Origin of the sequence: Megamonas rupellensis DSM 19944 (assembly GCF_000378365.1) — a bacterium.
Lineage (GTDB): Bacteria > Bacillota > Negativicutes > Selenomonadales > Selenomonadaceae > Megamonas > Megamonas funiformis.
The window spans coordinates 21,173-46,174 of sequence record NZ_KB899570.1; the positions used below are offsets into that span (position 1 = coordinate 21,173).

Annotated in this window: 23 protein-coding genes, 1 tRNA gene, 1 CRISPR repeat array and 1 other annotated feature; of the genes, 8 read left to right on the forward strand and 16 right to left on the reverse strand. The window is 29.7% G+C overall.

What is annotated here, in order from left to right; translation table 11 throughout:
- Positions 1 to 58: 58 nt before the first annotated feature.
- The 6 genes from F553_RS0102810 to F553_RS0102835 all read left to right on the forward strand — a co-directional run bounded on the left by F553_RS0102810 (position 59) and on the right by F553_RS0102835 (position 4,606).
- Positions 59 to 364 carry a PTS sugar transporter subunit IIB gene (locus tag F553_RS0102810; RefSeq protein ID WP_008538183.1) on the forward strand — a complete coding sequence of 102 codons (306 nt, stop codon included), beginning with the start codon at positions 59 to 61 and terminating at the stop codon, positions 362 to 364.
- Between the two features lie 24 nt (positions 365 to 388).
- Positions 389 to 1,672: a PTS sugar transporter subunit IIC gene (locus F553_RS0102815; protein WP_018998909.1), complete on the forward strand. Its 1,284-nt coding sequence runs from the start codon at positions 389 to 391 to the stop codon at positions 1,670 to 1,672.
- A gap of 14 nt (positions 1,673 to 1,686) precedes the next feature.
- Positions 1,687 to 2,094 carry a tetratricopeptide repeat protein gene (locus tag F553_RS0102820; protein ID WP_018998910.1) on the forward strand — a complete coding sequence of 136 codons (408 nt, stop codon included), beginning with the start codon at positions 1,687 to 1,689 and terminating at the stop codon, positions 2,092 to 2,094.
- Positions 2,095 to 2,128: 34 nt separating this feature from the next.
- Positions 2,129 to 2,971: a class II fructose-bisphosphate aldolase gene (locus tag F553_RS0102825; RefSeq protein WP_008538186.1), complete on the forward strand. Its 843-nt coding sequence runs from the start codon at positions 2,129 to 2,131 to the stop codon at positions 2,969 to 2,971.
- Between the two features lie 69 nt (positions 2,972 to 3,040).
- The gene (locus tag F553_RS0102830) at positions 3,041 to 3,982 is read left to right on the forward strand and encodes a carbohydrate kinase family protein (RefSeq protein ID WP_008538188.1); all 942 of its coding nucleotides are present in this window, start codon (positions 3,041 to 3,043) and stop codon (positions 3,980 to 3,982) included.
- 15 nt (positions 3,983 to 3,997) lie between these two features.
- The gene (locus F553_RS0102835) at positions 3,998 to 4,606 is read left to right on the forward strand and encodes a P-loop nucleotide/nucleoside kinase family protein (protein ID WP_018998911.1); all 609 of its coding nucleotides are present in this window, start codon (positions 3,998 to 4,000) and stop codon (positions 4,604 to 4,606) included.
- A gap of 55 nt (positions 4,607 to 4,661) precedes the next feature.
- Here the strand turns inward: F553_RS0102835 and F553_RS0102840 are convergent, their stop codons facing one another.
- The 4 genes from F553_RS0102840 to F553_RS0102855 all read right to left on the reverse strand — a co-directional run bounded on the left by F553_RS0102840 (position 4,662) and on the right by F553_RS0102855 (position 9,235).
- Complete coding sequence (locus F553_RS0102840) at positions 4,662 to 5,837, reverse strand: MFS transporter (protein WP_018998912.1); 1,176 nt, start codon at positions 5,835 to 5,837, stop codon at positions 4,662 to 4,664.
- Between the two features lie 173 nt (positions 5,838 to 6,010).
- Positions 6,011 to 6,445, reverse strand: coding sequence for a DUF3887 domain-containing protein (locus F553_RS0102845; protein ID WP_018998913.1), 435 nt, complete (start codon positions 6,443 to 6,445; stop codon positions 6,011 to 6,013).
- Between the two features lie 119 nt (positions 6,446 to 6,564).
- Positions 6,565 to 7,905: a serine hydroxymethyltransferase gene (locus F553_RS0102850; protein WP_018998914.1), complete on the reverse strand. Its 1,341-nt coding sequence runs from the start codon at positions 7,903 to 7,905 to the stop codon at positions 6,565 to 6,567.
- Between the two features lie 64 nt (positions 7,906 to 7,969).
- Entirely contained in the window at positions 7,970 to 9,235 is a 1,266-nt protein-coding gene (locus tag F553_RS0102855; RefSeq protein ID WP_018998915.1) for an SLC13 family permease, read from the reverse strand.
- 228 nt (positions 9,236 to 9,463) lie between these two features.
- Between F553_RS0102855 and F553_RS0102860 the strand changes: the two genes are divergently transcribed.
- A tRNA-Lys gene (locus F553_RS0102860) sits at positions 9,464 to 9,539 on the forward strand.
- A 244-nt stretch (positions 9,540 to 9,783) separates the two neighbouring features.
- A CRISPR array of direct repeats spans positions 9,784 to 13,507; the repeat unit is 30 nt; unit sequence ATTTAACTTTAACAAGTGTTGTATTTGAAT.
- A gap of 63 nt (positions 13,508 to 13,570) precedes the next feature.
- On the opposite strand, the gene trmD is transcribed toward F553_RS0102860, so the two are convergent.
- From trmD to F553_RS0102910, 10 genes are all read right to left on the reverse strand, one after another.
- Positions 13,571 to 14,311, reverse strand: a complete 741-nt coding sequence (gene trmD, locus F553_RS0102865; protein WP_018998916.1) for a tRNA (guanosine(37)-N1)-methyltransferase TrmD — start codon at positions 14,309 to 14,311, stop codon at positions 13,571 to 13,573.
- Positions 14,312 to 14,313: 2 nt separating this feature from the next.
- Positions 14,314 to 14,835, reverse strand: coding sequence for a ribosome maturation factor RimM (gene rimM, locus F553_RS0102870; protein ID WP_018998917.1), 522 nt, complete (start codon positions 14,833 to 14,835; stop codon positions 14,314 to 14,316).
- On the reverse strand, positions 14,807 to 15,214 hold the full coding sequence (locus tag F553_RS0102875) for a YlqD family protein (RefSeq protein ID WP_008538278.1): 408 nt from the start codon (positions 15,212 to 15,214) through the stop codon (positions 14,807 to 14,809). Before F553_RS0102875 ends, rimM begins: the two co-directional genes overlap by 29 nt.
- Positions 15,215 to 15,344: 130 nt before the next feature.
- Complete coding sequence (locus F553_RS0102880) at positions 15,345 to 15,575, reverse strand: KH domain-containing protein (RefSeq protein ID WP_018998918.1); 231 nt, start codon at positions 15,573 to 15,575, stop codon at positions 15,345 to 15,347.
- Between the two features lie 15 nt (positions 15,576 to 15,590).
- Entirely contained in the window at positions 15,591 to 15,866 is a 276-nt protein-coding gene (gene rpsP, locus F553_RS0102885; protein WP_008538280.1) for a 30S ribosomal protein S16, read from the reverse strand.
- Positions 15,867 to 15,909: 43 nt separating this feature from the next.
- A complete protein-coding gene (gene ffh, locus F553_RS0102890; RefSeq protein ID WP_008538281.1) occupies positions 15,910 to 17,277 on the reverse strand; it encodes a signal recognition particle protein in 1,368 nt (455 codons plus the stop codon).
- Between the two features lie 2 nt (positions 17,278 to 17,279).
- Positions 17,280 to 17,636, reverse strand: coding sequence for a YlxM family DNA-binding protein (gene ylxM / locus F553_RS0102895; protein ID WP_018998919.1), 357 nt, complete (start codon positions 17,634 to 17,636; stop codon positions 17,280 to 17,282).
- 122 nt (positions 17,637 to 17,758) lie between these two features.
- Positions 17,759 to 19,207: a sodium:solute symporter family protein gene (locus F553_RS0102900; protein ID WP_018998920.1), complete on the reverse strand. Its 1,449-nt coding sequence runs from the start codon at positions 19,205 to 19,207 to the stop codon at positions 17,759 to 17,761.
- Between the two features lie 170 nt (positions 19,208 to 19,377).
- Positions 19,378 to 19,628 (reverse strand) — a binding site (T-box leader).
- An 83-nt stretch (positions 19,629 to 19,711) separates the two neighbouring features.
- Positions 19,712 to 21,529 carry an excinuclease ABC subunit UvrC gene (gene uvrC / locus F553_RS0102905; RefSeq protein ID WP_026296904.1) on the reverse strand — a complete coding sequence of 606 codons (1,818 nt, stop codon included), beginning with the start codon at positions 21,527 to 21,529 and terminating at the stop codon, positions 19,712 to 19,714.
- 45 nt (positions 21,530 to 21,574) lie between these two features.
- A complete protein-coding gene (locus F553_RS0102910; RefSeq protein ID WP_018998922.1) occupies positions 21,575 to 22,342 on the reverse strand; it encodes a YdcF family protein in 768 nt (255 codons plus the stop codon).
- A gap of 205 nt (positions 22,343 to 22,547) precedes the next feature.
- Between F553_RS0102910 and F553_RS0102915 the strand changes: the two genes are divergently transcribed.
- The gene (locus F553_RS0102915; RefSeq protein WP_051081841.1) at positions 22,548 to 22,922 is read left to right on the forward strand and encodes a MarR family winged helix-turn-helix transcriptional regulator; all 375 of its coding nucleotides are present in this window, start codon (positions 22,548 to 22,550) and stop codon (positions 22,920 to 22,922) included.
- 81 nt (positions 22,923 to 23,003) lie between these two features.
- Here the strand turns inward: F553_RS0102915 and F553_RS0102920 are convergent, their stop codons facing one another.
- Positions 23,004 to 23,579: an ANTAR domain-containing response regulator gene (locus tag F553_RS0102920; RefSeq protein WP_008538287.1), complete on the reverse strand. Its 576-nt coding sequence runs from the start codon at positions 23,577 to 23,579 to the stop codon at positions 23,004 to 23,006.
- Positions 23,572 to 24,999, reverse strand: coding sequence for a histidine kinase N-terminal domain-containing protein (locus tag F553_RS0102925; RefSeq protein WP_018998924.1), 1,428 nt, complete (start codon positions 24,997 to 24,999; stop codon positions 23,572 to 23,574). The genes F553_RS0102920 and F553_RS0102925 overlap by 8 nt, the downstream gene beginning before the upstream one ends.
- Between the last annotated feature and the right edge of the window lie 3 nt (positions 25,000 to 25,002).

Below are 25,002 nucleotides of genomic sequence, written 5' to 3' on the forward strand. Positions count from 1 at the left end.
AAACTTATTTATTAAATTTTAAATTAATATTAAAAAGATGTAAAAAGGAGATTTTATTATGAAAAAACCTAAAATTTTAATGGTATGTGGTGCTGGTCTTGGTAGTAGTTTTGCTTGTCAAATGACTGTTGAAACTGTTTTAGCTCAAATTGGTGCAGAAGCAAATTTAGATCATTGTGATATTTCTTCAGCTGTTTCTATGCGACCTGATATTATATTAACAGCTTCTAATTTTAAGACTCAATTTGAAAAATTTAATATTGATCCAAATGAAACAAAACTTATTTATTTAAAAAATATTGTAAGTAAAGATGAAATTAAAGAAAAACTTACTCCTGTACTTAAAGAAATAGGTGCTTTATAAACTAACTAAAGGAGGCTTCTTTTTATGGAAATTATTAATTTTATAATCAATAACATCCTTACTCAAGCTGGTATTACTCTAGCTTTAATTGCCTTATTGGGATTAATTCTCCAAAAAAAATCTTTTGGAAATTGCTTGAGCGGTGCATTTAAAACCCTTCTTGGATTTATGGTTCTATCAGCTGGTTCTGCAATTATCGTTGGCAGTTTAACTTATTTTGGAAAAATTTTTACAGAAGGTTTTGGTTTACGTGGTATTATTCCTTCAATCGAAGCTATTAATGGTCAAGCTATGAATGAGCTCGGTTTAGGAAGCCAAATTGCATTTACATTCTTAGCTATATTTATTGTAAATATTATTTTAGCACGTATTACCAAATGGAAATATATATTTTTAACTGGTCAAGCTCTTTTATGGATGGCTACTATGTGTACAGCTTTTGGTTATTTTGCTGGATTTAGAGGTTTTACTCTGGTAATCATAGGTGGTATCATCGGTGGTATTTTTGCTGTTGCTATGCCAGCTATAGCTCAACCAATCATAAGAAAAATAACCGGTAGTAATGATATTGCTTTAGGACATTTCTGCACAATTGGTTATCTTGTAGAAGCTGGTGTTGCTAAACTTGTTGGTAATCCTAAAGATTCTGTTGAAGAAATAAAACTACCTAAACAATTTGAATTTTTACAAGATACGTATTTATCCGTAATGGTAGTAATGGTTCCGCTCTATATCATTACAGCATTATTTGCTGGTCCTGCATTTTGTCAAGATTTATCTGGTACTACAAATTATTTAGTATTCGCCTTTCTACAAGCAATTCAATTTGTAGTTGGTGTATATGTACTCTTATCTGGTGTTCGTTTAATATTAGGTGAAATTGTTCCTGCATTCCGTGGTATTGCTATGAAATTAGTTCCAAATGCAATTCCTGCTCTCGATTGCCCTGTATTATTCCCTTATTCTCCAAATGCAGTAATTTTAGGATTTATTACAACAACAATTGGTACAATTATTGCTATGTTCATATTACCAGTTTTTGGATTAGCTATGATTTTACCTGGTATGTTAACTAACTTCTTTGCTGGTGGTACTGCAGGTATATTTGGTAATGCTGTTGGTGGTAAACGTGGAGCAATTATTGGTGGTATTGTTCATGGCTTCTTCATTACACTTCTTCCTGCTTTATTAGTTGGCATATTTGATTCTTTAGGATTTGTAAATGCTACTGCTACTGATGTTGATACTATAGCAGCTGCGCTCTTATATGCTTGGATTATCATTCCACTTATGGGTGCTGGTCAATAAGAGGTGATATTTAAATGTTTTCATTCCTTAAAAATCTATTTGGTACAAATAACAATGAAAATTCAGCTAACGAAAATATAAAAAAAACTATTGACACTGAATCTTTAGAAAAAGAATTTATTCAACTTAAAGAACAGTTATCTACATCTAACGATAATAATATTATTGAAATACTTAATAAATTAGGTGAAGTTTGTACAAACCTCAATAAAATTGATGATGCTATCTCTTACTACGAACAAAGTCTAAAGAAACAACCTACATTAGGTAAAGCTTCTACAGATTTATTAAAACTTTATAATATAAAACGTAAAGAAGCATCCTTAGCTAAAGATGATAATTTAATTCAATTCTATCTAGAAAAAATAGATAATTTAATGAAATTAAATAAAGAAACAATGAAAAAATCTACTACTTATTAATTTGATATCTTTTTATATAAAGGGGTTAATTGTTATGTATACTACATTAAAAGAAGTTCTAGCTAAAGCTGATAAATATAATTTTACAGTTGGTTCATTCAATACTCATAATTTAGAAATGCTCCCATATATGATCCGTGCAGCTAAAGATATGGGTTCACCTATCAGTATCCAAACTAGTGTTGGTACAGCTCGTTACATTGGTTATGGTGTATTAGCTAGTGTTTGTAAATATATGGCTGATAATGAAGGTTTAGATATTGTTTTACATTTAGATCATGCTGCTAAATTTACTGACATCAAAGAAGCTATTGAAAATGGCTACTCTTCTGTAATGTTTGATGGTTCCGCATTACCATTAAAAGAAAATATTCTACGTACACAAGAAGTTGTAGAATTTGCACATAAACGAGGAGTTTCTGTAGAAGCGGAACTTGGTACAATAGGTGGTACAGAAGAAGGTATTGCTGTAGCTGCTCATGAAGTAAAATATACAGATCCTAAAATTGCTAAACAATTTGTAGAAGCAACAAATGTTGATGCTTTAGCCGTTGCTGTTGGTACAAATCACGGTCAATATAAATCTAAAACAGATATAAATTTTGACTTATTAAAAGAAATTCATGAAACAGTAGATATTCCACTTGTTATTCATGGTGGTACTGGTGTAAAAGAAGAAGATATTCATAAATGTACTAATTATGGTGTTCGTAAATTCAATGTAGGCACTGAATTATTAGTGGGATGGACAAAAAAAGCAATGGAAAAATTTGCTACTACCAAAGAAAATGCATCTTTAAGAAATAATATTGTACCTTGTAATGAAGTTGTTTATGAAATTGTTAAACACAAAATTGGTATTTTCTTAAATAAATAATTTATTTAAATATGCCTATTGGAAATTTATCCAATAGGCATATTCCCTAGATATAAGGAATGTTATATTATGAAATTTAATCAAAATACAAAATACGATATTGTTGGTATTGGCGCTACTCCTTTAGATACTTTAATGATAATAGAAAATTTTCCTAACGGTAGAGAAGTTCATCCTACTTTAGATTTTATTTGTTCTTCTGGTGGTCCTGTAGGTACTGCTTTATCTACAGCTTCTAAATTAGGTTCTAAAACTATTATGATTGATAAAATTAGCGATGATATTATTGGAAAATCTATTCTTTCAGATTATCTCAAATATGATGTAGATACCTCCTATATACAAATTGAGAAAAATAAACAATCTGCTTCTGCTACAATTTTAGTAAAAAAATCAACTGGTGATAGAGCCATTTATTTTACACCAAGTACAACTACAGAACTATCTGATATATCTCCATTTATTGATGTAATAAAAAATAGTAAAATCTTACATATAAATGGTCGACATAAACAAATCTTATCTGATGCCATTACTATAGCTAAAAATTACAATGTGAAAATATCTTTTGATGGTGGGGCCAATCGCTATAATGAATTCAATGATCTATTAGCTCAAAAATCTGATATATGTATTTTAGCTAAAGATTTTGCTAATAAATATACAAATGAAATAGATACTATTAAAGCACTAAAAATTATTATCGAAAAAGGTTCTTATATTGCTGGTATTACATTAGGCGATAAAGGAAGCTATATTATGGATAATAATTATAATATAATTTATCAGCCAGCATTTAAACAAAAAAATATTATAGATACTACTGGTTGTGGTGATAGTTATCATGGAGCTTTTCTTTATGGCTTAATAAATAATTTTTCTCTTACCCAAACAACACAAATTGCTAGTGCAGTTGCTAGTATTAATACTCAAAAATTAGGTAGTAGAGGAAATTTACCTAATTTAACAGAGTTAAAACATTTTTTGAAAAATAATTATATAGTAATTTAAATAAGGTTTGATATTATGAAAAATTTTTTAATTTTAATTGCGGGATATCCTGGTACAGGAAAATCCTATTTATGTAAAATGATACTAAAAGAATATCCTGATTTTGTTACTTTTTCACCTGATGAAGTAAAAGAACAATTATGGGATAAATATGGTTTTAAAAACTTAGATGAAAAAAATAAATTGATCAATTTAAGTTGGGAATACTACTATTCTTTTATTGAAAAATTAATGATTTCTGATAAAAATATCATTAGTGATTATCCTTTTAGTGATAAACAAAAAAATTATCTATTAAATTTATCTAAAAAATATAATTATAAAATCATTACGATCAGAATGACTGCTGATTTAGAAATTTTATTTAAGCGACAAAAAACTAGGGACTTAGATCATTCTAGACATTTAGGACATATTTTAAACAAATATGACCCTAAGCAAAAAACTATTGATAGAACTCATGCTGAGGGATTATTATCTCATGATGAATTTATTAATAGATGTCTGAACAGAGGATATAATAAATTTCAACTAGGTGATTTATTAACGATCGATGTTAGTGATTTCACAACTGCTGATTATAAAACATTATTATCTAACTTAAATCACATAATAAAAAATTAAAATAAAAATAACATCTCTATTTCTTAATAAGAAGATTAGAGATGTTATTTTTATTTTACACTGCCATATTTTCTTTTCGAGATTTTATGATCATACCTATATAAAATAAAAATGCTAATAAAGCCGCTATTGCTGAACACATATAAACTGCTCTAAAGCCATATATAGGCACAACCATACCTAAAATATATGGCCCTATGCCATTTCCTAAATCCAATGCTATATATAATGTTGAAGTTGCTAAACTAAATTTATTTAACTTAACTTTTTGTACAGCAATAGTTTGACCTGCTGAAGGAATAGAACCATATCCTATACCTACTAAAACAGCACCTAACAATAATACTAAATTAGAATGAGCTAAAGCAATAGCAACAAATCCTAAAATCATAGTGAATAAAATAGGTACCATTACCACATGATTACCATATCTATCAATCATTACACCAGATATAGGTCTAAAAATTAAACAAGCAATAGAATATGCTATATAAAATAAACTTCCACCTAATAATAAACCAATAGTTTCACTATATGTACCAATATAACTCATTACGGCAGAATAACCAATCGCACCTAACAATGCTACGATAGAAATTGGAATAGCTGTAGGTTCAAAGAAAGTTCTTAAACGAAAAGATTTAACTTCTACACGTTGACGGAAACCTACTTTTATTTCTGTTATATTCAAAATAAAAGCCAAAACAATTAAACTAATTGATAAAACATCACATAAAACAAGTGCATATAGAGGATTTATCTGTGGTAAACTAATTCCTAAAAACGGACCAATTGCAGAGCCTAAAGTAATGCTCAAAGTGAAATAACCAATACCTTCACCACGTCTACTCTCTGGAACAATAGATGCTACTATGGTAGCAATAACAGTAGAAGCCATGCCATATGTAATACCTTGTATAAAACGCAAAGTACATAAAAATAACATACCATCAATAAAATGATAACCAAATGTACATATAGCATGAATTACTACTGCAATGATTAACATTCTTTTTCTACCAATGAAATCCATATATCTACTAATAACCAAACGTGCTACCAATGCGCCCACAATGAAAATCCCTGAGGCTAATCCTGCTTCACTGACAGAAACATTAAATTCTGTAATAGCCAATTTAGTTGTATAAACCATCAATAAATAAAATACTACAAATAATAACAAATTGCCTACAATGTTTAATACATAATCCTTTGACCAAAGCTTCTCCATAAAAAACTCCCTTTCTTAAATTTATTCCCCGACATAGATATTAATTCTATCATCTTTTTTATTTTTTACAATACTATTTAACTAGTATATAAAAAAAAGAATAGTTTTTTTATATAATCATATAAAAAACCTATTCTTTAATTCAACTACTTATTTAATTTATAAAAATACAATTATTGTTGAGCACTTTCTTGAGCTTGTTGATTTTGTTGTATAGGTAATAAACCAAATTCTAATAATTTATTATTTTTATCAAAAACAAAAACTATGGCTACAACATTTTCTTGGCTAAAAGAAGTTAAATATGTTACTTTGTCTTGATTATTATAACGTTCAAAAGAATAAAATTTACTTTCTTTCAAATCGCCAAATTTAGTTTTCACTTCATTTTTTAATGCATCATATGCTTTTGCATCAAAATTCTTTTTTAATCCATTATCAATATTTGCTCCTAATTTATCATATGAAACTTTTTCTGTTGTAATACCACTGATAAATGTTTCAGCAACTTTTTGATCTTTATTTAAATCTCCGCCATCAGCTGCCATACACACATTAGAAAATGCCATTATCATAACAGCTACAAAAATCAATACTATTTTTTTCATTATAAAACCTCCCTTAGTTTTATTTATTTTTTTCTTAGTATAACATTTAATTTATATTACTACAATAAATTTTATAGTTAATGCAAATATCTATAAATAAATTTTATACTAAATAGATATTATTTTTTCATGAAACTAAATAATTTTTTCATTACAGCCATTTTTCTTTCAGCTGCTAATTCATGAGATATATTTATATCTTTTGCACTATAAAGAGGATTTAATACATCTTTAAACGCTAACCATTCATCAGAAAATAATGGACATTCCATAGCAATATCTACTGCTTCTTGTCTTACTTCTTCAATAATTGCCATATCATCAATATTTTTCAATACCTTAGCCATCATTTTACCAATGTGTTCCATCTGCACTTCTTTAAGCCCTCTAGTTGTTAAAATCAAACTAGATAATCTCAAGATTTCAAAATTAAGATTTTCATCACAAGTAGATAATACAGTTGGTTTTACGATAAAACCTGCACTTTGTAAAGCATTATGCGCTTTTTTACAGCTAATACCTAATTTAGTAAGGTTCACTAAAACTAAATTTGTATCAGTTCCTTTACATAAAATTGTAATGCCTTCTTCTTCTAGTCCTTTTTGAAGTGCTTTCGCATTTAATACAACTTGTTTAGTATACTGTTTGAATTTTTCTGTAGTCGCTTCTTTAAATATAACAGCTAAACTAGCTAAAATATTTTTTTTCAAAGAAAAATGTCCTGTAGTGATAACTGTTTTATCAATGATATCAGCTAATTCTTTTTTACATAAAATCACTGAACTTTGTGGTCCTCTTAAAGAATCATGTGTTGAAAAAGTTACTACATCTGCATAAGGTACAGGTGAAGGTATTTGTCCTGTTGCTACAAGACCTACATTTTGACAAATATCAAACCACATATAAGCACCTATATCATGTGCAATTTTAGCTAATCTTTCATAATCTATAACTCTTGGATAATTAACTGGTGAAAAAATTATCACTTTAGGTTTATGTTCTTTGGCTATTTGTTCAACTCTATCTAGATTTAATAATTGTGTTTTAGGGTCAATACTAAATCTAACAAAATTAAATTCTAAATTTTTACTATTACAATGGTCGCTTTTTCTATTATCTAAAGATAATATAGTATCGCCTTTTTTAGCTAAACTATAAAAAACAACGCGAGAAGCAGCTGCTATACTTTCTAAACGAATAACTGCATGTTCACTGCCAAATAATTTATTAATGCGATTAATAGTGATTTCTTCTAAGCCTGTAGGTTTAGCTTCATCATGGTGTGTTGTCAATGTATTTGACAAAATACTACCTTCAAGATATGTGCTTAAAGGTGATGAATAATTTTCCTCTGGCATAAAAGATAAGGTATATTTTTGTCTTTGTACCTCTTCTTGAAAGAATGTATATAATTCTGTATCAAATGAAGCAATCGTACTAAGAGCATTTTCTCTATCCATAAAATCAATCCTTTAACTATAAATAAAATCTAAAATAAAACTCTCTTATACTATCTGATATTCATCATGGGAAAAATGGCCAGAAGAAAGGAATTACAATCATGCAAACAACAAGAGAAACTACAACAAGTGGCAAACCGACTTTTACATAATCCATAAATTTAAAATGACCTGGTATCAGTATCAAAGTATTCGGTGGCGTTGCGACTGGTGTTGTAAATGCACAAGAAGCAGCAATACCTATTGCCATAAGCACAGGATAAGGTGATGCACCTATAGATTGTGCTATAGATATACCAATTGGTGCTAATAATGCTGCAGCAGCTGTATTTGACATAAATTGTGTAAGCCCACAAGATAAAATAAACATTGCTACAACTATTAACATTGGAGATGGATTATCCCCAATAATTCCTACTACACCATCTGCTATCATTTTACCTGCACCACTTTTATCCATAGCTGAAGCAAGTGGTAGCATACCTGCAAATAAGAAAATAGTAACCCAATCAATACCTAAATAAGCTTGTTTTTCAGATAAACAACCTGTTAATACGCAAGCTAACGCTCCTATTATCGCAGTAGTTTGCATTGGTATACCAATATTTTTTTCAAAAGCCATACCTAATACAACTAAAATTAAGATAACAGTACATATTATCATTTTCTTTGGATCTTTAACTTCATCTGAAGCTTTATCATTCTCTACAGTTTCTACATAATGTCTAGGACAGAATTTTCTACCTATACTTAGCATATAAACCATACCAGCTATAGACAAAGGTACACCAATATACGCAAATTCAAAAAATCCAAAAGGTTCCAAACCTGTTGCCTGAAGTGTTGCACTCATTAAAATATTTGGTGGGGTACCAACCATGGTGATTGTTCCACCAACATTTGCAGCTACTGCTAATGCCATCAATTGTGGGGATACAGGTATTTTTGCTACCGCACAAATTTGAATTACTACTGGCATCAAACAAGCTACTGTAGCTGTATTTGATGATACTGCTGATAATAAAATAGTAATACACATCAAAGCTGCCATCAAACGATTTTCACTAGTTCCAGCGCTTTTTACTACTTTTATACCAATTTTTTGTGCCAATCCAGTCTGAAACATTGCTGCTCCAATAACAAACATACCAGCAAATAAAACTACTGTGGAATCAGAAAGACCAGAAAACACTTGTTGTGGAGTAAGTACTCCTAAAAGACCTAATGCAATAGATGCACCTATAGCCGTAACAGCCAATGGAATAAGCTCTGTCACAAAGAAAAATGCTGCTACAGCTAAAACGCATAAAGTTATTACTGCAGGGCTCATAAAATTCCTCCTATTAAATATTTTTTTATTTCTGCAACAGTAATTTTTATTATATCATAATTATTCATAAATTCTAAGACAATACGAAAAAAGATTACATATTTTTAAGTTTTACTATTGAAAATTATTTATTTATTAAATTTTATAACATTTTAGTCATATGAAAAAAATTATAAAAAAGTATTGCAAAATACATAAATGAGCAGTATAATAATTTTTGTTATTAATGACTCACTAGCTCAATTGGTAGAGCATCTGACTCTTAATCAGCAGGTTCCGGGTTCGAGTCCCGGGTGGGTCACCATATGATTTATAAAATTAAAGCAACTATCATTGATAGTTGCTTTTTGTTTTTTACTACTTGATAAAATTTTATTTACCATAAAATTACCAGCTAAAATTAAGAAAAACTCCTCTAAAGCTTGAAAATTAAACCTTTTTATAAAATCTCCAAAAATCCTATTATCGCTGGTAAAAAACAACTAAAATCCTTGTATATCAATACTTTTAATAGTATAATGAAAATCATAAAGATTGATTTTTCTAGCATTTAACTTTAACAAGTGTTGTATTTGAATTGCTCTAATCCTACTGAGCTACAGCCCCGTACTAATAATTTAACTTTAACAAGTGTTGTATTTGAATAGATATTTACGTAGACCAAAAAAACGGTAATGATAAATTTAACTTTAACAAGTGTTGTATTTGAATTCTAAATATTTTAATTTCTTACCGTCCCAACACGCTATTTAACTTTAACAAGTGTTGTATTTGAATTTGGCCTTTAGGTGGCCCTATCACTTCTGAATATGGCATTTAACTTTAACAAGTGTTGTATTTGAATGTCCGAATACTTCTTAATCGACTATGACAAATTGTCATTTAACTTTAACAAGTGTTGTATTTGAATTCCGCACTTATATTCTGTTCATAATATTTTCTGAGAATTTAACTTTAACAAGTGTTGTATTTGAATGTTAAAAAATACAGAAATAAACGGTATGCAATTACATTTAACTTTAACAAGTGTTGTATTTGAATACGATTTTATCCATAGCAATTTTTTCAAAATAGAATTTAACTTTAACAAGTGTTGTATTTGAATGATACTTCACTACATGGCAATTATGGAAATGGATTACATTTAACTTTAACAAGTGTTGTATTTGAATAAAGAAACAGTACAAACTAAACCTGTAAAAAAAGAATTTAACTTTAACAAGTGTTGTATTTGAATAAACGCTGGAAATGCTAAAATGCGTATATCTATAGGATTTAACTTTAACAAGTGTTGTATTTGAATTGGCTCTTTGCAATTTGTCGCCGTCGAGCCCTGCCATTTAACTTTAACAAGTGTTGTATTTGAATATTGGAAGCAAAAATATAATTGGCAAGAACGTTGTAATTTAACTTTAACAAGTGTTGTATTTGAATTTTCTAACAGGAAATTGTTTTAAATCGGTAGAAGAAGCATTTAACTTTAACAAGTGTTGTATTTGAATAAACGCCCTAACAGGGCGTCTGCTGGAATTAGCCTAATTTAACTTTAACAAGTGTTGTATTTGAATATGCTTCCAGGATTACAAACTCGATTTGCTTCAATATTTAACTTTAACAAGTGTTGTATTTGAATAAAGGATTTGCTGTATTATATTTGGTTACTAAGTTTTATTTAACTTTAACAAGTGTTGTATTTGAATTCTATTATTTGTTGCAGATGGTAATATTTAATACTCTATTTAACTTTAACAAGTGTTGTATTTGAATTTCATATAGAACGGAACTAAATCAGCTGATACTTTAAATTTAACTTTAACAAGTGTTGTATTTGAATGCTCGTTCAAGTTTGTTTCTAATTGCGTCAATTGTGATTTAACTTTAACAAGTGTTGTATTTGAATAGCTGCCAGTATATGCATTTTGCCCATCTTGAGAGAATTTAACTTTAACAAGTGTTGTATTTGAATTAATCAACCTTCATGTTCCGGTGTGTTATAAGGTGATTTAACTTTAACAAGTGTTGTATTTGAATTCTTGCATTGGACATCCTGTTCTTTGCCAATACTATTTAACTTTAACAAGTGTTGTATTTGAATGTTAAATTTAATATTTTTATAAATATTTTTATAATATTTAACTTTAACAAGTGTTGTATTTGAATTTAGGTATCTCTTTATCAAAACACCCCATAGGACTTATTTAACTTTAACAAGTGTTGTATTTGAATTTAGAAAAATATTTATATGGAATATCACCATTGGATTTAACTTTAACAAGTGTTGTATTTGAATTTAGAAAAATATTTATCTACTCCTAATATTTCGCCAGATTTAACTTTAACAAGTGTTGTATTTGAATTGTTTATCCTAAAATGATAAGGCTCTCCGCTATATTCCCATTTAACTTTAACAAGTGTTGTATTTGAATATACCTGCATTTTTTACTGCTTCCCAGTCAATATATTTAACTTTAACAAGTGTTGTATTTGAATTAATACACAGCTGTTAGGTGATGATATAGAAATGACATTTAACTTTAACAAGTGTTGTATTTGAATTTTTTACTGGCCAGAAATTCTCCAGCCACATCACCAATTTAACTTTAACAAGTGTTGTATTTGAATTTACTTGGAGATTTATATGGAATATCACCATTGGATTTAACTTTAACAAGTGTTGTATTTGAATTAGGTTGTAAGTGCTAAATTAGCCGAACTTATAGAAATTTAACTTTAACAAGTGTTGTATTTGAATTTCTATAACCAATTCTTCAAACCTACCTATAAATCTATTTAACTTTAACAAGTGTTGTATTTGAATAGCCTTTTTTTTACTAACTGGATTTCTTTTTACAGCATTTAACTTTAACAAGTGTTGTATTTGAATTAGTAAGTGTAAAGTTTTTAATAGGCGGTTGTTCTGATTTAACTTTAACAAGTGTTGTATTTGAATACGAAATTGACAATGGATGTGCTGAAGAAGAATTTAAATTTAACTTTAACAAGTGTTGTATTTGAATGTTCCCCTGTGTAGTCTACAGCTCGCATACGTGCTGATTTAACTTTAACAAGTGTTGTATTTGAATTAAAAAAGGTGAGAGCATTATTTATACAGGAAAATCTATTTAACTTTAACAAGTGTTGTATTTGAATACCTAATGTTGTAGGTGAATATAACACTAATGCTATATTTAACTTTAACAAGTGTTGTATTTGAATGTATCTTTAGCGATTAAATGATGTATAACTACTTTTATTTAACTTTAACAAGTGTTGTATTTGAATTTTATAAAAAAAGCGGAAGCGTTGGCTAAAGGAATTTAACTTTAACAAGTGTTGTATTTGAATATTGTAGTTGTTCCGTTAAGTGTTATGCTAGATGAATTTAACTTTAACAAGTGTTGTATTTGAATGCAGAAGCTAAAGATATGTCTAATCTAGATAACCCCAATTTAACTTTAACAAGTGTTGTATTTGAATAAATGCCCTTCTGTTCTAGTTACAGTATATATTTGCATTTAACTTTAACAAGTGTTGTATTTGAATAGCAATCCTAGTCCAGCAGAGATTGTGGAACAGCTATTTAACTTTAACAAGTGTTGTATTTGAATTAGTGTTGGTGCTGGTAAAACATGGACTATGCAAACATTTAACTTTAACAAGTGTTGTATTTGAATTTTATACAATTACTTTCCTTAAAATTTAAAGTGAATAATTTAACTTTAACAAGTGTTGTATTTGAATTTTATTTTTACCGACTGAATAGCATAAATATTTTTAATTTAACTTTAACAAGTGTTGTATTTGAATGGCTTTGGTAGATGTAGATACAGATGTTCAACAGACAAATTTAACTTTAACAAGTGTTGTATTTGAATTCTCGATTATATGTGAACAAAATAAAAAAATCAATAGATTTAACTTTAACAAGTGTTGTATTTGAATTATGTCTGTTTTTATTTAAACACCCGCAAGATTTAGATTTAACTTTAACAAGTGTTGTATTTGAATAATCGCACCAAGACCAATTCCTGCTGTTATCGCACATTTAACTTTAACAAGTGTTGTATTTGAATTCCTGATATTTGGCAAAGATAATACATTTATCATTGATTTAACTTTAACAAGTGTTGTATTTGAATTGGGGGTGCTTAGTCTATGGACTAGGCACTCTTTTTTATTTAACTTTAACAAGTGTTGTATTTGAATTGTAGTGCAGGAAAAACTATTGTTCCACCATAATTAATTTAACTTTAACAAGTGTTGTATCTAAATCTTATTATTAAAAAATTATAAAAGGCTTTTAATAGATTTTGTCTTCTATTAAAAGCCTTTTTTTTATTTAGAATTATTTTTCAATTTCTCTAAAAATTTCTTATCATCTTTGCTTAATTCTACTTTTTCAAGTAAGTCTGGTCTATTTGTATACGTAACACGCAAAGATTCTTGTCGACGCCATTTTGCTATTTTAGCATGGTCTCCTGAAAGTAGTACATCAGGTACGCTAAGACCTCTATACTCACGTGGTTTTGTATATTGTGGATATTCTAAAAGCCCATTATAAAAAGAATCTGTTGGCGCAGACTCTCCAGAGCCTAATACGCCTGGAAGCATTCTTGATACAGCATCAATTACCACCATAGCAGGAAGTTCTCCACCTGTTAATACATAATCGCCAATAGAAATTACTTCATCAGCTAAATTTTGTACCACACGATTATCAAAGCCTTCATAATGACCACAAATAAATATTAACTGATCAAAATTAGCAAGTTCTTTCGCTTTTTCTTGAGTGAATACTTTTCCAGTAGGACACATCAATATAACCTTGCTATTTTCAATTTGCGTTTTAGCTTTAACGTCTTCTACAGCTCTAAATAATGGCTCTGGCTTCATCACCATGCCAGCACCACCACCATAAGCTGTATCATCAACTTGATTATGCTTATTAAAAGCAAAATCACGAGGATTTGTTATTTGTATATCTAAAATATTTTTTTCAATCGCTCTTTTAGTAATACTACAACCAAAAACTCCGCCAAACATCTCAGGAAATAAGGATAATATATCTATTCTCATAATTACACTTCCTGATTTTCATCCCAAATTACTTTCATAAATCCATCTTCAATATTTATTTCAGTAACTACTTTCTTTAATGCTGGAATTAAAATTTGTCTGCCATCTTTAGCTTTAGTAATATATACATCATTGCTACCAGTTTTCAAAATTTCTGTTATTTCACCTAAAACAACATCATCTTGATTGATTACTTGAAGTCCGATTATATCAAAAGCATAATATTCTCCATCTTCAAGTGGTGGTACATCACTGCGATTTATTTTCAATAATTTATTTGTAAAACGTGCTACTTCTTCACGAGAATTAACACCTTCTACTTTCATAACTACAAAATTTCCCTGATAGCGAGTAGAAATAATATTTATCTCTTTATCATCTACATATGCTTTTTTTATAGTGTTAAATCTATCAGGAAAATCTGTTAAAGGATATACTTTCATATCTCCTCTAACACCATGAGCTGCACCGATTTTACCAATAATAATCTTTTTATTAGTTGCGGATTTCAATGATTTTTTCATCCTCTACGATAATTTCAGTATTCATAACAGCTGGCATTTTATCGCCAACTTTTACATTAAATACATGTTGCATAGTACCTTGAATAATTTCAGCACCTAAACCTAAATGTTTCATATCAGCAATATCTTGTTCAATTTTAGCTTTTAATTTTAAACCTTTAGCTTTGTCTACTTCCATTTTTTGAACAATTGCTCCGACTTGTTGAATATTATCTTCAGCATGTTCTTCTAAAAATTTTTTCTTTTGAATGTCGATTTTAGATAATTTTAAATCTACTTCTGCTAATTGTTTTTCCATTTTATCTAACATTTTAGCTCTAAATTTTTCAGTAACTTTTACTTTAATTGTTACTGGACATTGTAAAGAAATGCTTTCCATAATTATAACCTCACTTTAATTATTTCATTAATCTCATGATATATACTATCATATATATATTATAATGAAAAGATTTTGGATAAAGAGAAAGCCGAAAGTCATAATCGACCTTCGGCTATTTTTATTGCAATTATTCGATGATATCAACTGTAACTTTTTTATTTTCACAGGAAGCTGCAGCTTTCACTACAGTTCTCATGGCTTTGGCTATACGGCCTTGTTTACCAATGACTTTTCCCATGTCAGCTGAAGCTACACGCAATTTTAACAAAACATGATTACCATCAATGATTTCATCAACAGTAACTTGTTCTGGATAATCAACGAGTGATTTTGCTATTACTTCAACAAGTTCCTTCATCTATTTGCCTCTTTCTTATTTCTTAGCATGTTTAGCTGCATCAAATTTAGTCATGATACCTTTTTTGCTAAGTAAAGATTTAACTGTATCTGTAGGCTGAGCACCTTTGAGCATCCAGTCTAAAGTTTTTTCTTCATCAATATTGATAATAGCAGGTTCTTTTGTGGAATCATAGTTACCTAAGATTTCGATGAAACGACCATCACGTGGAGCACGAGAATCTGCTACAACGATACGATAGAATGGACGTTTTTTAGCACCCATACGATTTAAACGAATTTTAACTGCCAATGTTTTCACCTCCTTAAAGTGATTAAGTTATATTATAGAAGGTTTATCTAAAGAAAGGAAGTTTAAAACCGCCTTTTCCTTTTTTACCTTTCTTATTTAACTGTTTCATATTAGACATTTTCTTCATCATTTTTTTCATTTCATCAAATTGTTTTAAGAGCTTATTGACTTCCTGAACTTTTGTTCCACTACCCATAGCGATACGCTTACGGCGAGAACCATTGATGATTTTTGTATTTCTTTTTTCTTCTGGTGTCATGGCTCTAATAATAGCTTCGATATGTTTGATTTCTTTACCATTCATATCGATATCCACATCACCAAGTTTTTTCTTAAGTCCACCCATACCAGGTATCATACCTAAGATATTTTCAAAAGAGCCAAGCTTTCTCACTTGATTTAATTGAGATAAGAAATCATCTAAAGTAAATTCATTTTTGCGGAAAGCTTTTTCCATTTTTTTTGCTTCTTCTGCATCAAAAGCAGTCTGTGCTTTTTCAATTAAAGTAAGCACATCACCCATACCTAAGATACGAGAAGCCATTCTATCTGGATAAAATGGTTCTAAGGCTTCTAATTTTTCACCAGCACCCACAAATTTAATAGGGCAACCTGTAACAGCCTTAACGGAAAGCGCTGCACCACCACGAGCATCCCCGTCCATTTTAGTTAAGATAACACCATCTAAACCTAAATCATTATTGAAGCTTTCTGCTACATTAACTGCATCTTGACCAGTCATAGCATCAACTACTAATAAGATTTCATGCGGTTTTACATCTTCTTTTATAGATTTCAACTCTTGCATGAGGTTTTCATCTATATGAAGTCGTCCTGCTGTATCGATGATTACAATATCATTAGCATGAGATTTTGCATAATCTATTGCTTCATTAGCGATACGCACAGCATCTTTACAATCTTCTTTAGCAAATACTGGAATATCAATTTGACTACCGAGTACTTGTAACTGTTTGATAGCTGCTGGACGATAGATATCTGCTGCAACCATCAATGGGTGTTTGCCTTGCTTTTTAAACATCAAACCAAGTTTACCAGCAGATGTTGTTTTACCTGCCCCTTGAAGACCTACCATCATGATAATTGTAGGAGCTTTTGGTGAAATGTTTATATGACTTTGAGTCTGCCCCATCAATGCTGTTAACTCTTCGTTAACAATTTTAATAACAGCCTGTGCAGGTGTCAAAGATTCTAAAACTTCTTGTCCTACTGCACGTTCTTTTATTTTTTTAATAAAATCTTTAACTACTTTAAAGTTTACATCGGCTTCTAATAAAGCTATGCGAATTTCTCGCATGGTAGCATTAACATCATCAGCTGTTAATTTACCATGACCACGCAATTTTTTAAAAGTCTCTTGCAAACGATCAGCTAAATTTTCAAAAATCAAATTTATGCCTCCTTGCTATCATTTGTTAACACAGAAATACGTCTTATTATATTATTAAGCCTGTTATCTTCTGATTCCTGCTTTAATGCTAATAAATCAGATAAAATTGACAAAAGCTCTGTTTTTTCTTTTGTCGAACGGGCTGCCAAACCTAATTTATCTTCATATTGCTGCATGATTTGCTCACTGCGACGCAACATGTCATAAACAGCTTGACGTGAAATTCCTAACTCTGCACTTATTTCTGATAGTGAAAAATCCTCAAATAAATGCATTTGTAGACAACGTTTCTGTTTGTCAGTTAGCAAAGCCCCATAAATATCAAATAAAGTGCTCATGTGCAAAAACTTTTCTAACATTTAAACCACCTGAGCTTTCATTATCTATATCTTTAATTCAATCTTGTCCTTACGACTTTGATTATTATATATGACAAAAAACAACCTGTCAAGTATTTTTACTTGTCAGGTTGTAAAAAATTTTAACGGCTCAAAACTTCTTGTTTTACTAGCACTTTTTCTTCATATCTATTTTTTTCTACAATTTTAATTGGTTGTTTATCCACAACACTGATAATTAAAAAGCTGATTATGCAGATAATCCATTCAAAATAAATTACATGTGGCAATACATGTATCTGCGGTACAAATTGCCATAAAACTAATCCTATCAAGCCTACAACGGTAGTGTAAAATGCTGAATTTTTACGACAAAGGCTAGGAGCAAATACAGTAAATAAAAATACCACAGTAAATGCAGTAGTCAAACTTAAACCAATCATCATAGTTTTTAAAATTCCCACTGCATTAAATGCTAACCATAAAGTAGCAAGACCTACTAATAATATAACTAAACGATTTACTTGCAAAAATTTTGCAGTTGTTACTTGTGGATTAATAAAACGTTTATAAATATCCTGAGAAATAAGTGTGCCTGCACCTAATAATATTGTACAAGCAGTGGAAACATCTGCTGCCCATAATGCTGCAAGTGTTATCCCTGAAACTACAGGATCTAAGCTCATAATGATTTGAGGAAGTGCCATAGTTGGATTAATATCTGGATATTGAACTTTAGCTGCTAAACCTAAAATAGCTGATAAAAAGCCAATTGGAAAAATCAATGCTCCACCTAAAATAAAGCCTTTTTTTGCTGTTTTAGCATCTTTTGCACCGCAGGCAATCTGTACAGTTCCCTGTAATGTGAGTGCTTGAGATATCATAATTAAAATCCAACCCAATACTACAGCTAAACCTAAGCCACCAATAGGACTAAACCAAGAAAAATCAACTACAGGTAAATTATTATTAATATTTACAAGACCACCATTATTATCTACGACAGAAATAGTTGAATATAAAATTCCTAAATAAATCAAGCTAACGCTTATCATATTGGACATACCAGAAGACCACAATCCACCCACAACAGTGATACCGATGAAAACTATAGCACTCATTATCATGCCTGTTTTCATAGAAAATATATCTGGCATAAGTGTTGATAAAATTGCCCCGCCTGCTACATATTGAAGCGAAGTAATACAAATAAGAATGATTGCTAAACCAATTGCACTTATAAGACGACCTTTTTTATCATAATAACGTTCAAACAATTCTGGTATCGTAGAACAACCCATTTGTCTATATTTTCCTGCGGCTAAAATTCCCATAACCACAGCACCAATAGCCCATGCTCCATTGTACCAACCAGCTGCTATTCCTACCTGTGTTGCATTTTCTGCCACACCAACAGTAGAAGCAGCCCCTACAGCAAGACCTGTTACATTAAAAGCAATAAGTGATGTAGATAATTTTCTTCCTGCAAATAAATACTCCATAGGATTTTTATTAGCGCGATGTTTTACATAAAAAGATATTGCAAATAATAATACTACATATAGACAGACTATCATTAATTGAATAGACATAGTTTTCATCCTTTCTTATGATGTTAATCAAAATTTTTACTTTAACATCAATCTTTAAATTACTGCAGATTAAATTTTAATTTGTCAAAAACTTAAGTATTATTATCAGCTGATATAAGTTTAAAATAAATTCATCTAACTAAAAAAGCATACAAAAAAGCTCGCCCCTATATAGGGACGAGCTGTTATAACCCGTGGTACCACCCAATTTGCTTTTTTAGCCACTCATTCGGATACTAACATATCCTAGCCCATGATAACGGAGGCACTCCGACAAAACTTACTTAATTAATCTCAATTATTATAATTGTTCAGCCTTGCAACTCTAAGGTGTATTTCAATTTAATTCACTACTATGTCCCACCAAACCATAGCTCTCTGCAAGCTTCATAAATCTACTTTTCCTCTTCACTGTTTTTATCTGTCTATTACTATAACAATAAAATTCATATTTGTCAATGATTATTTATTGTAAACTTGTAAATTAAATGTGTAGTTGTAAATTTATTTTAATTTACTGCTCACTAACTCATGTGTGCGGAAAAAATTATATATAGATTTTGCTATTTGCTCGCTAATTCCTGGTACCGCCATCAATTCATCAACTGAAGCATTTTTTATATTTTGTATCGTTTCAAAATGGTCAAATAAACTTTTTCTTCGCTTAGCACCAATTCCAGAGATATTATCTAATATAGATATTTTATTGCGTTTTGTTCTAAGTTTACGATGATAAGTAATAGCAAAGCGATGAGCTTCATCTCTTATACTTTGCACTAAATATAAAGCATCTGATTGTCGTGGCAAAATAACAGGCTCTGATGATTGTTCTGTAAAAATATATTCAAATTGCTTAGCAAGCCCTACTACAGGGACGCTATAATGACCTGCTCCACGAATAATTTCCAAAGCCGAGCTCAATTGACCTTTACCGCCATCAATGATTATCAAATCTGGTAAATCATTTTTATCAACGCCTACATATCTGCGAGTAGTTACTTCCCTCATCGACATAAAATCATCTGGTTTTCCTTCAGTAGAATTTATCTTAAATCTGCGATAAGAATTTTTATCTGGCTTGCCATCTTGAAATACTACCATAGAAGCTACTGTTTCTGAACCTTGAATATGTGATATATCAAAACATTCCATACGCATCGGTGGCTTTGGTAAATTTAAATATTTTTGTAAATCATAGACAGCACCTAAACTACGAGCCTTCATATCTTTTAATTTTTGCTCTTGCTCTAATAAATATTTTTCTGCATTTTCTTTTGCCATCATCAAAATATCTTTTTTCACACCACGTTTAGGCAATAAAATTTTGGTCTTTTTCTTCTTTTCTGCCCAAAGCCATTCTTGCAATAATTCTATTTCTGCTATCTCTTCTGGTATCAATATTTCTTTAGGAATGTCCACCGCGTCATTATAATATTGCTTCAAAAAGGCTGTTATCAAATTTTTTTCATCATCATCTTCATCATTTAATAAAAATTGATTGCGACCTAACATTTTACCATTGCGAATAAAAAATATCTCTATACAAATTCCATAATTAGCTCTAGCAATACCGATAGCATCTATATCACCATCATCTAATAATATCTTTTGTTTTTCCATTATCTTGCGCACAGCTAATAATTGGTCTCTCAATCTAGCAGCTTTCTCAAAATCTAAATTCTGTGCTGCCATCTGCATTTTTTTCGCTAAATTCTGCTCTACAACTTCACTTTTACCTTCTAAGAATAAACATACGCCATCTACCATATCTTTATAAGTATCTTCATCAATATAATTAGCACAAGGAGCTAAACATCTTTTTATATGATATTCTAAACAAGGTCTATCTGCTAAATGCTTGCAAGTTCGCAAAGGGAATAATTTACGCAATAAATTTAAAGTTTCCTTCATTGCTGTAGAACTTGTATATGGGCCAAAATATCTTGAGCCATCTTTGATAAGGCGACGGGTAGTTACTATTCTTGGATATTTTTCATTTAAAGTAATCTTTAAATAGGGATAAGTCTTATCATCACGAAGCATAATATTATATTTAGGATGATGTTTTTTTATCAAATTACATTCTAAAATCAATGCTTCTAATTCGTTATCCGTAACTATTGTTTCAAAATCTTCTATATGCGACACCATAGCAATTGTTTTTGCTGAATGATTTCTACTCGATTGAAAATATTGTCGCACACGATTTTTTAAATTAATCGCTTTACCTACATATATAATCTGTTTTTGCTTATTTTTCATCAAATAAACGCCTGATTTTGTAGGCAATAATTTTAATTTTTCTTGTAATATTTCATTAATCATCATTTTATATTCTCTTTAATCTAATTATATTTATATTAAAACTCATTGCATTTTTAATTTTAAAGCCAAAATACCTAGATATTCACGAATAGCCATACAAGATGTATTTAAACTACCATTATTAGGTAAGAAATTAAAAATACTAAAGACTAACTCATCACTCATTTGATAATCTGCTACATATGGCGTAGCTTCAATTCCTTCACGTGCAAATATTTCCATTGCTCTTGGCAAATGAAAACCTGATGTGATAACTAATGGCTTAGTAAAATTATATTCTTCCATTATAACCTTGCTATTTTGCACATTTTCCACTGTATTTCTACTCTGATTTTCTAATATCAAAGCTTGCGAATTTACGCCCATACCTTCAAATATACGTTTTTCAATATCAGCTTCTCGTCCTGTATCTTCAAACACCTTTCCACCAGATAAAATAATAGGAATATCCAATTCTTTTTGCAATCTCATAACTGTAATCATGCGATTAGCTACATATCCTGAAACTTGCCCTTCGCCATCAATATCTGCTACATTTATCGCACCACCACCTAACATAATTATCACATCATTTTTATCTTGTTTTAACTGTTCAATACTTTTATTTTGATAAAAATTCTCCAATGGCTTAACTAAATGATAAGCTATAAAATTTGTAGATAACAAATAAAACAATAAAGTAATCACGCTTAAAATATATTTACCTTTAATCTTTTTCCAATATAAATAAATATTAAATAAAATCAGAAGTGATATAATTCCTCCCGGTGGAATTATAAAAGCATAAAAAATCTTGACTAAATAAAGCATAAATATACCTCCTATAACGTACTTTTTCCCCTAAAAATTATAAATATAACAAAATTATCGTTAATTTCTTCATTAATTCTCATTGTAAAAATATCTATTATTTGTTATAACAGTATATAAGGAGGGGATTATCATCGAAATTTCTCTAGAAACAATTCAACAGACAGACGAATTGGTTCATCAACTATATCAAACAACACGTGCTATGTCAAAAAGTGTAAACCGTGCATTATACAGTACAAATATCTATGGTTCTGAATGGACTATTTTAAAAACAATTCACGATCAAGGCACTATGACACAGACAGCACTTGCTAACTATTTAAATATTGAACCTGCTGCAATCTCTAAAACAATTCGTCAGCTGATGAAAAAAAATCTTATCATGCGTCAAAGTGGTGAAGATAAACGCGAAAAATATATTTATCTCACACCATTGGCGATTGAACAATATAATGAATGGTTTGAAGTTATCGCTCAAAATTGTCGCCGAGTATTAGAAGCTGTCAATGTAGAAGAACAAAAAATACTAATGGATTTATTGAGCAAAATAAAAAATAAAGTCAATGATGACATTTAACTTTTAAAACATAATTATCATAAATAGTATAAATAATAAAGAAGGGCATTATCTTATAAAAGTTAATGCCCTTTTTATTTATCATTTTGTAGCTGCGCGAATAATTGATTGTGCAACTTCTTTTATTGTTTTTCGTTTTGCCATACTATATTTTTGTATTCTACGATAAGCTTCACTTTCAGATAAATTATAAGCATCCATCAAAATACCTTTTGCTCTATCTAATAATTTTCTCATTTCTAGTGAATTTTTTATATCATCTAATTCACTTTCTAATTGTTTAATTTCATTAAATCTAGATAGTGCAATTTCTATTGCTGGAAACAAATTACTTGGCTTTATTGGTTTTACCAAATAAGCTAAAACACCTGAATTCTTAGCTTTTTCTACAATGTCTTTTTGGCTAAAAGCTGTAAGCAAAATAACAGGAGCTAATTTTTGGTCAGAAATTCTCTTTGCAGCTGTAATCCCATCCATTTCTGGCATTTTTATATCCATAATCACTAAATCAGGCTTTAATCGCTGCGTTAATTCTATAGCTTTTAATCCATTAAAACATTCTCCAACGACTTCATGCCCAGCTTCTTCTAACATTTCTTTCAAATCCATACGAATGATTGATTCATTATCAGCAATCACAATTTTTAACTTAGACATCAACTTCACTCTCCATTAAAAATTTATAGGGAATAGCTATCTTGGCATGAACCCCATTATCATTATATAAGTCAAAAGAACCATTCATATCTCCTTCAATTAAGGTTCTCACAATTTGAAGTCCTAAAGATTTTGTTGGTAAATCAGAAAAATTCTCTGGTAAACCATTACCATTGTCATACAATTCTATTATATAGGCTTCATCACTTTGACTTATTTTAAGACCAATTTTACCATAATTTCTGCCTAAAAATCCATGCTCAATTGAATTTAAAATCAATTCATTTATGATCAAAGCTAAATTACTAGCTTGTTTTGATGGTAAAATTATTGTCTCTCCAATGAATTCTGTCTCCAATTTAAAATGACTATCTAACATATTTTGCTGGATTAATTGCAAAATATTTTTTGTTACTTCCATTACGTCTATATTTTCATCACCTTGTTGTGATAAAAATTCATGCACAACTGATATACTTAAAATACGATTTACACTTTCCTTTAAAGCCTCTTTTACTTCCATTGAATTTGAGCGTCTAGCTTGTAATCTAAGTAAACTAGCAATAGTTTGCAAATTATTTTTTACGCGATGATGAATTTCTTGTATCACTGCTGATTTTATTTTTAATTCTTTATCCTTTTTTCTAATTTCAGTAACATCAGATAAAATCACTATACGTGTCAATAAATTACCTGCTTCATTGATTGGAATGTCTCTTCTAATCAATACTAAATTGCCCACTTCAATTTCTTTTTCATAAGGACATCTAGGCAAAATAGTTTCCTTTCTAATATGCAAAGTCAACTGTCTATCAAAAAGATGACAACCCAACAAATTACTAACACCTAAAACGTGATATATTCTTGACGCTACCATATTAGCAAAAATAATGCGTTCATTTTTATCTGTAATGATAATCCCATCACGAGAAGAAATTGCTCTATACATTTTATTATCTGCTTTTTTAGGCGCATTTTCCAAAATAATAAAGGCAGTTTTCAAAAGACGAGTAAAACCTCTTGTTTGTGTATCTTCATAATTTATCTCAAAACAAATAACAGCTATTACTTCATAATCAACGACAATCGGTATAGTATACATTTGATAAAATTTACCAAAATCCAATTCTCTTTGACCTTCATATTTTGATTTAAATTTAATAGTTTTATCAATTAAAGGTTCTTGTACTTTAGGAATTTCCTTTCCTATCAATGATTGTTTTATAGGATTATACGTAGTATGTGGTTCAAATTCAGAAACAACAGTGAAATAATTTTCTTTTTTGGAAAATGTATACATAGCTACATGCGCATGCACCAAATCAGAAACTAAAGGTAATACTGTATTAATTCTTTGTAAAAAATTAGCTTTCATAGCGGATAAATTAGTAAATTGTCTACAATTATTCAAAAAAGACATTAT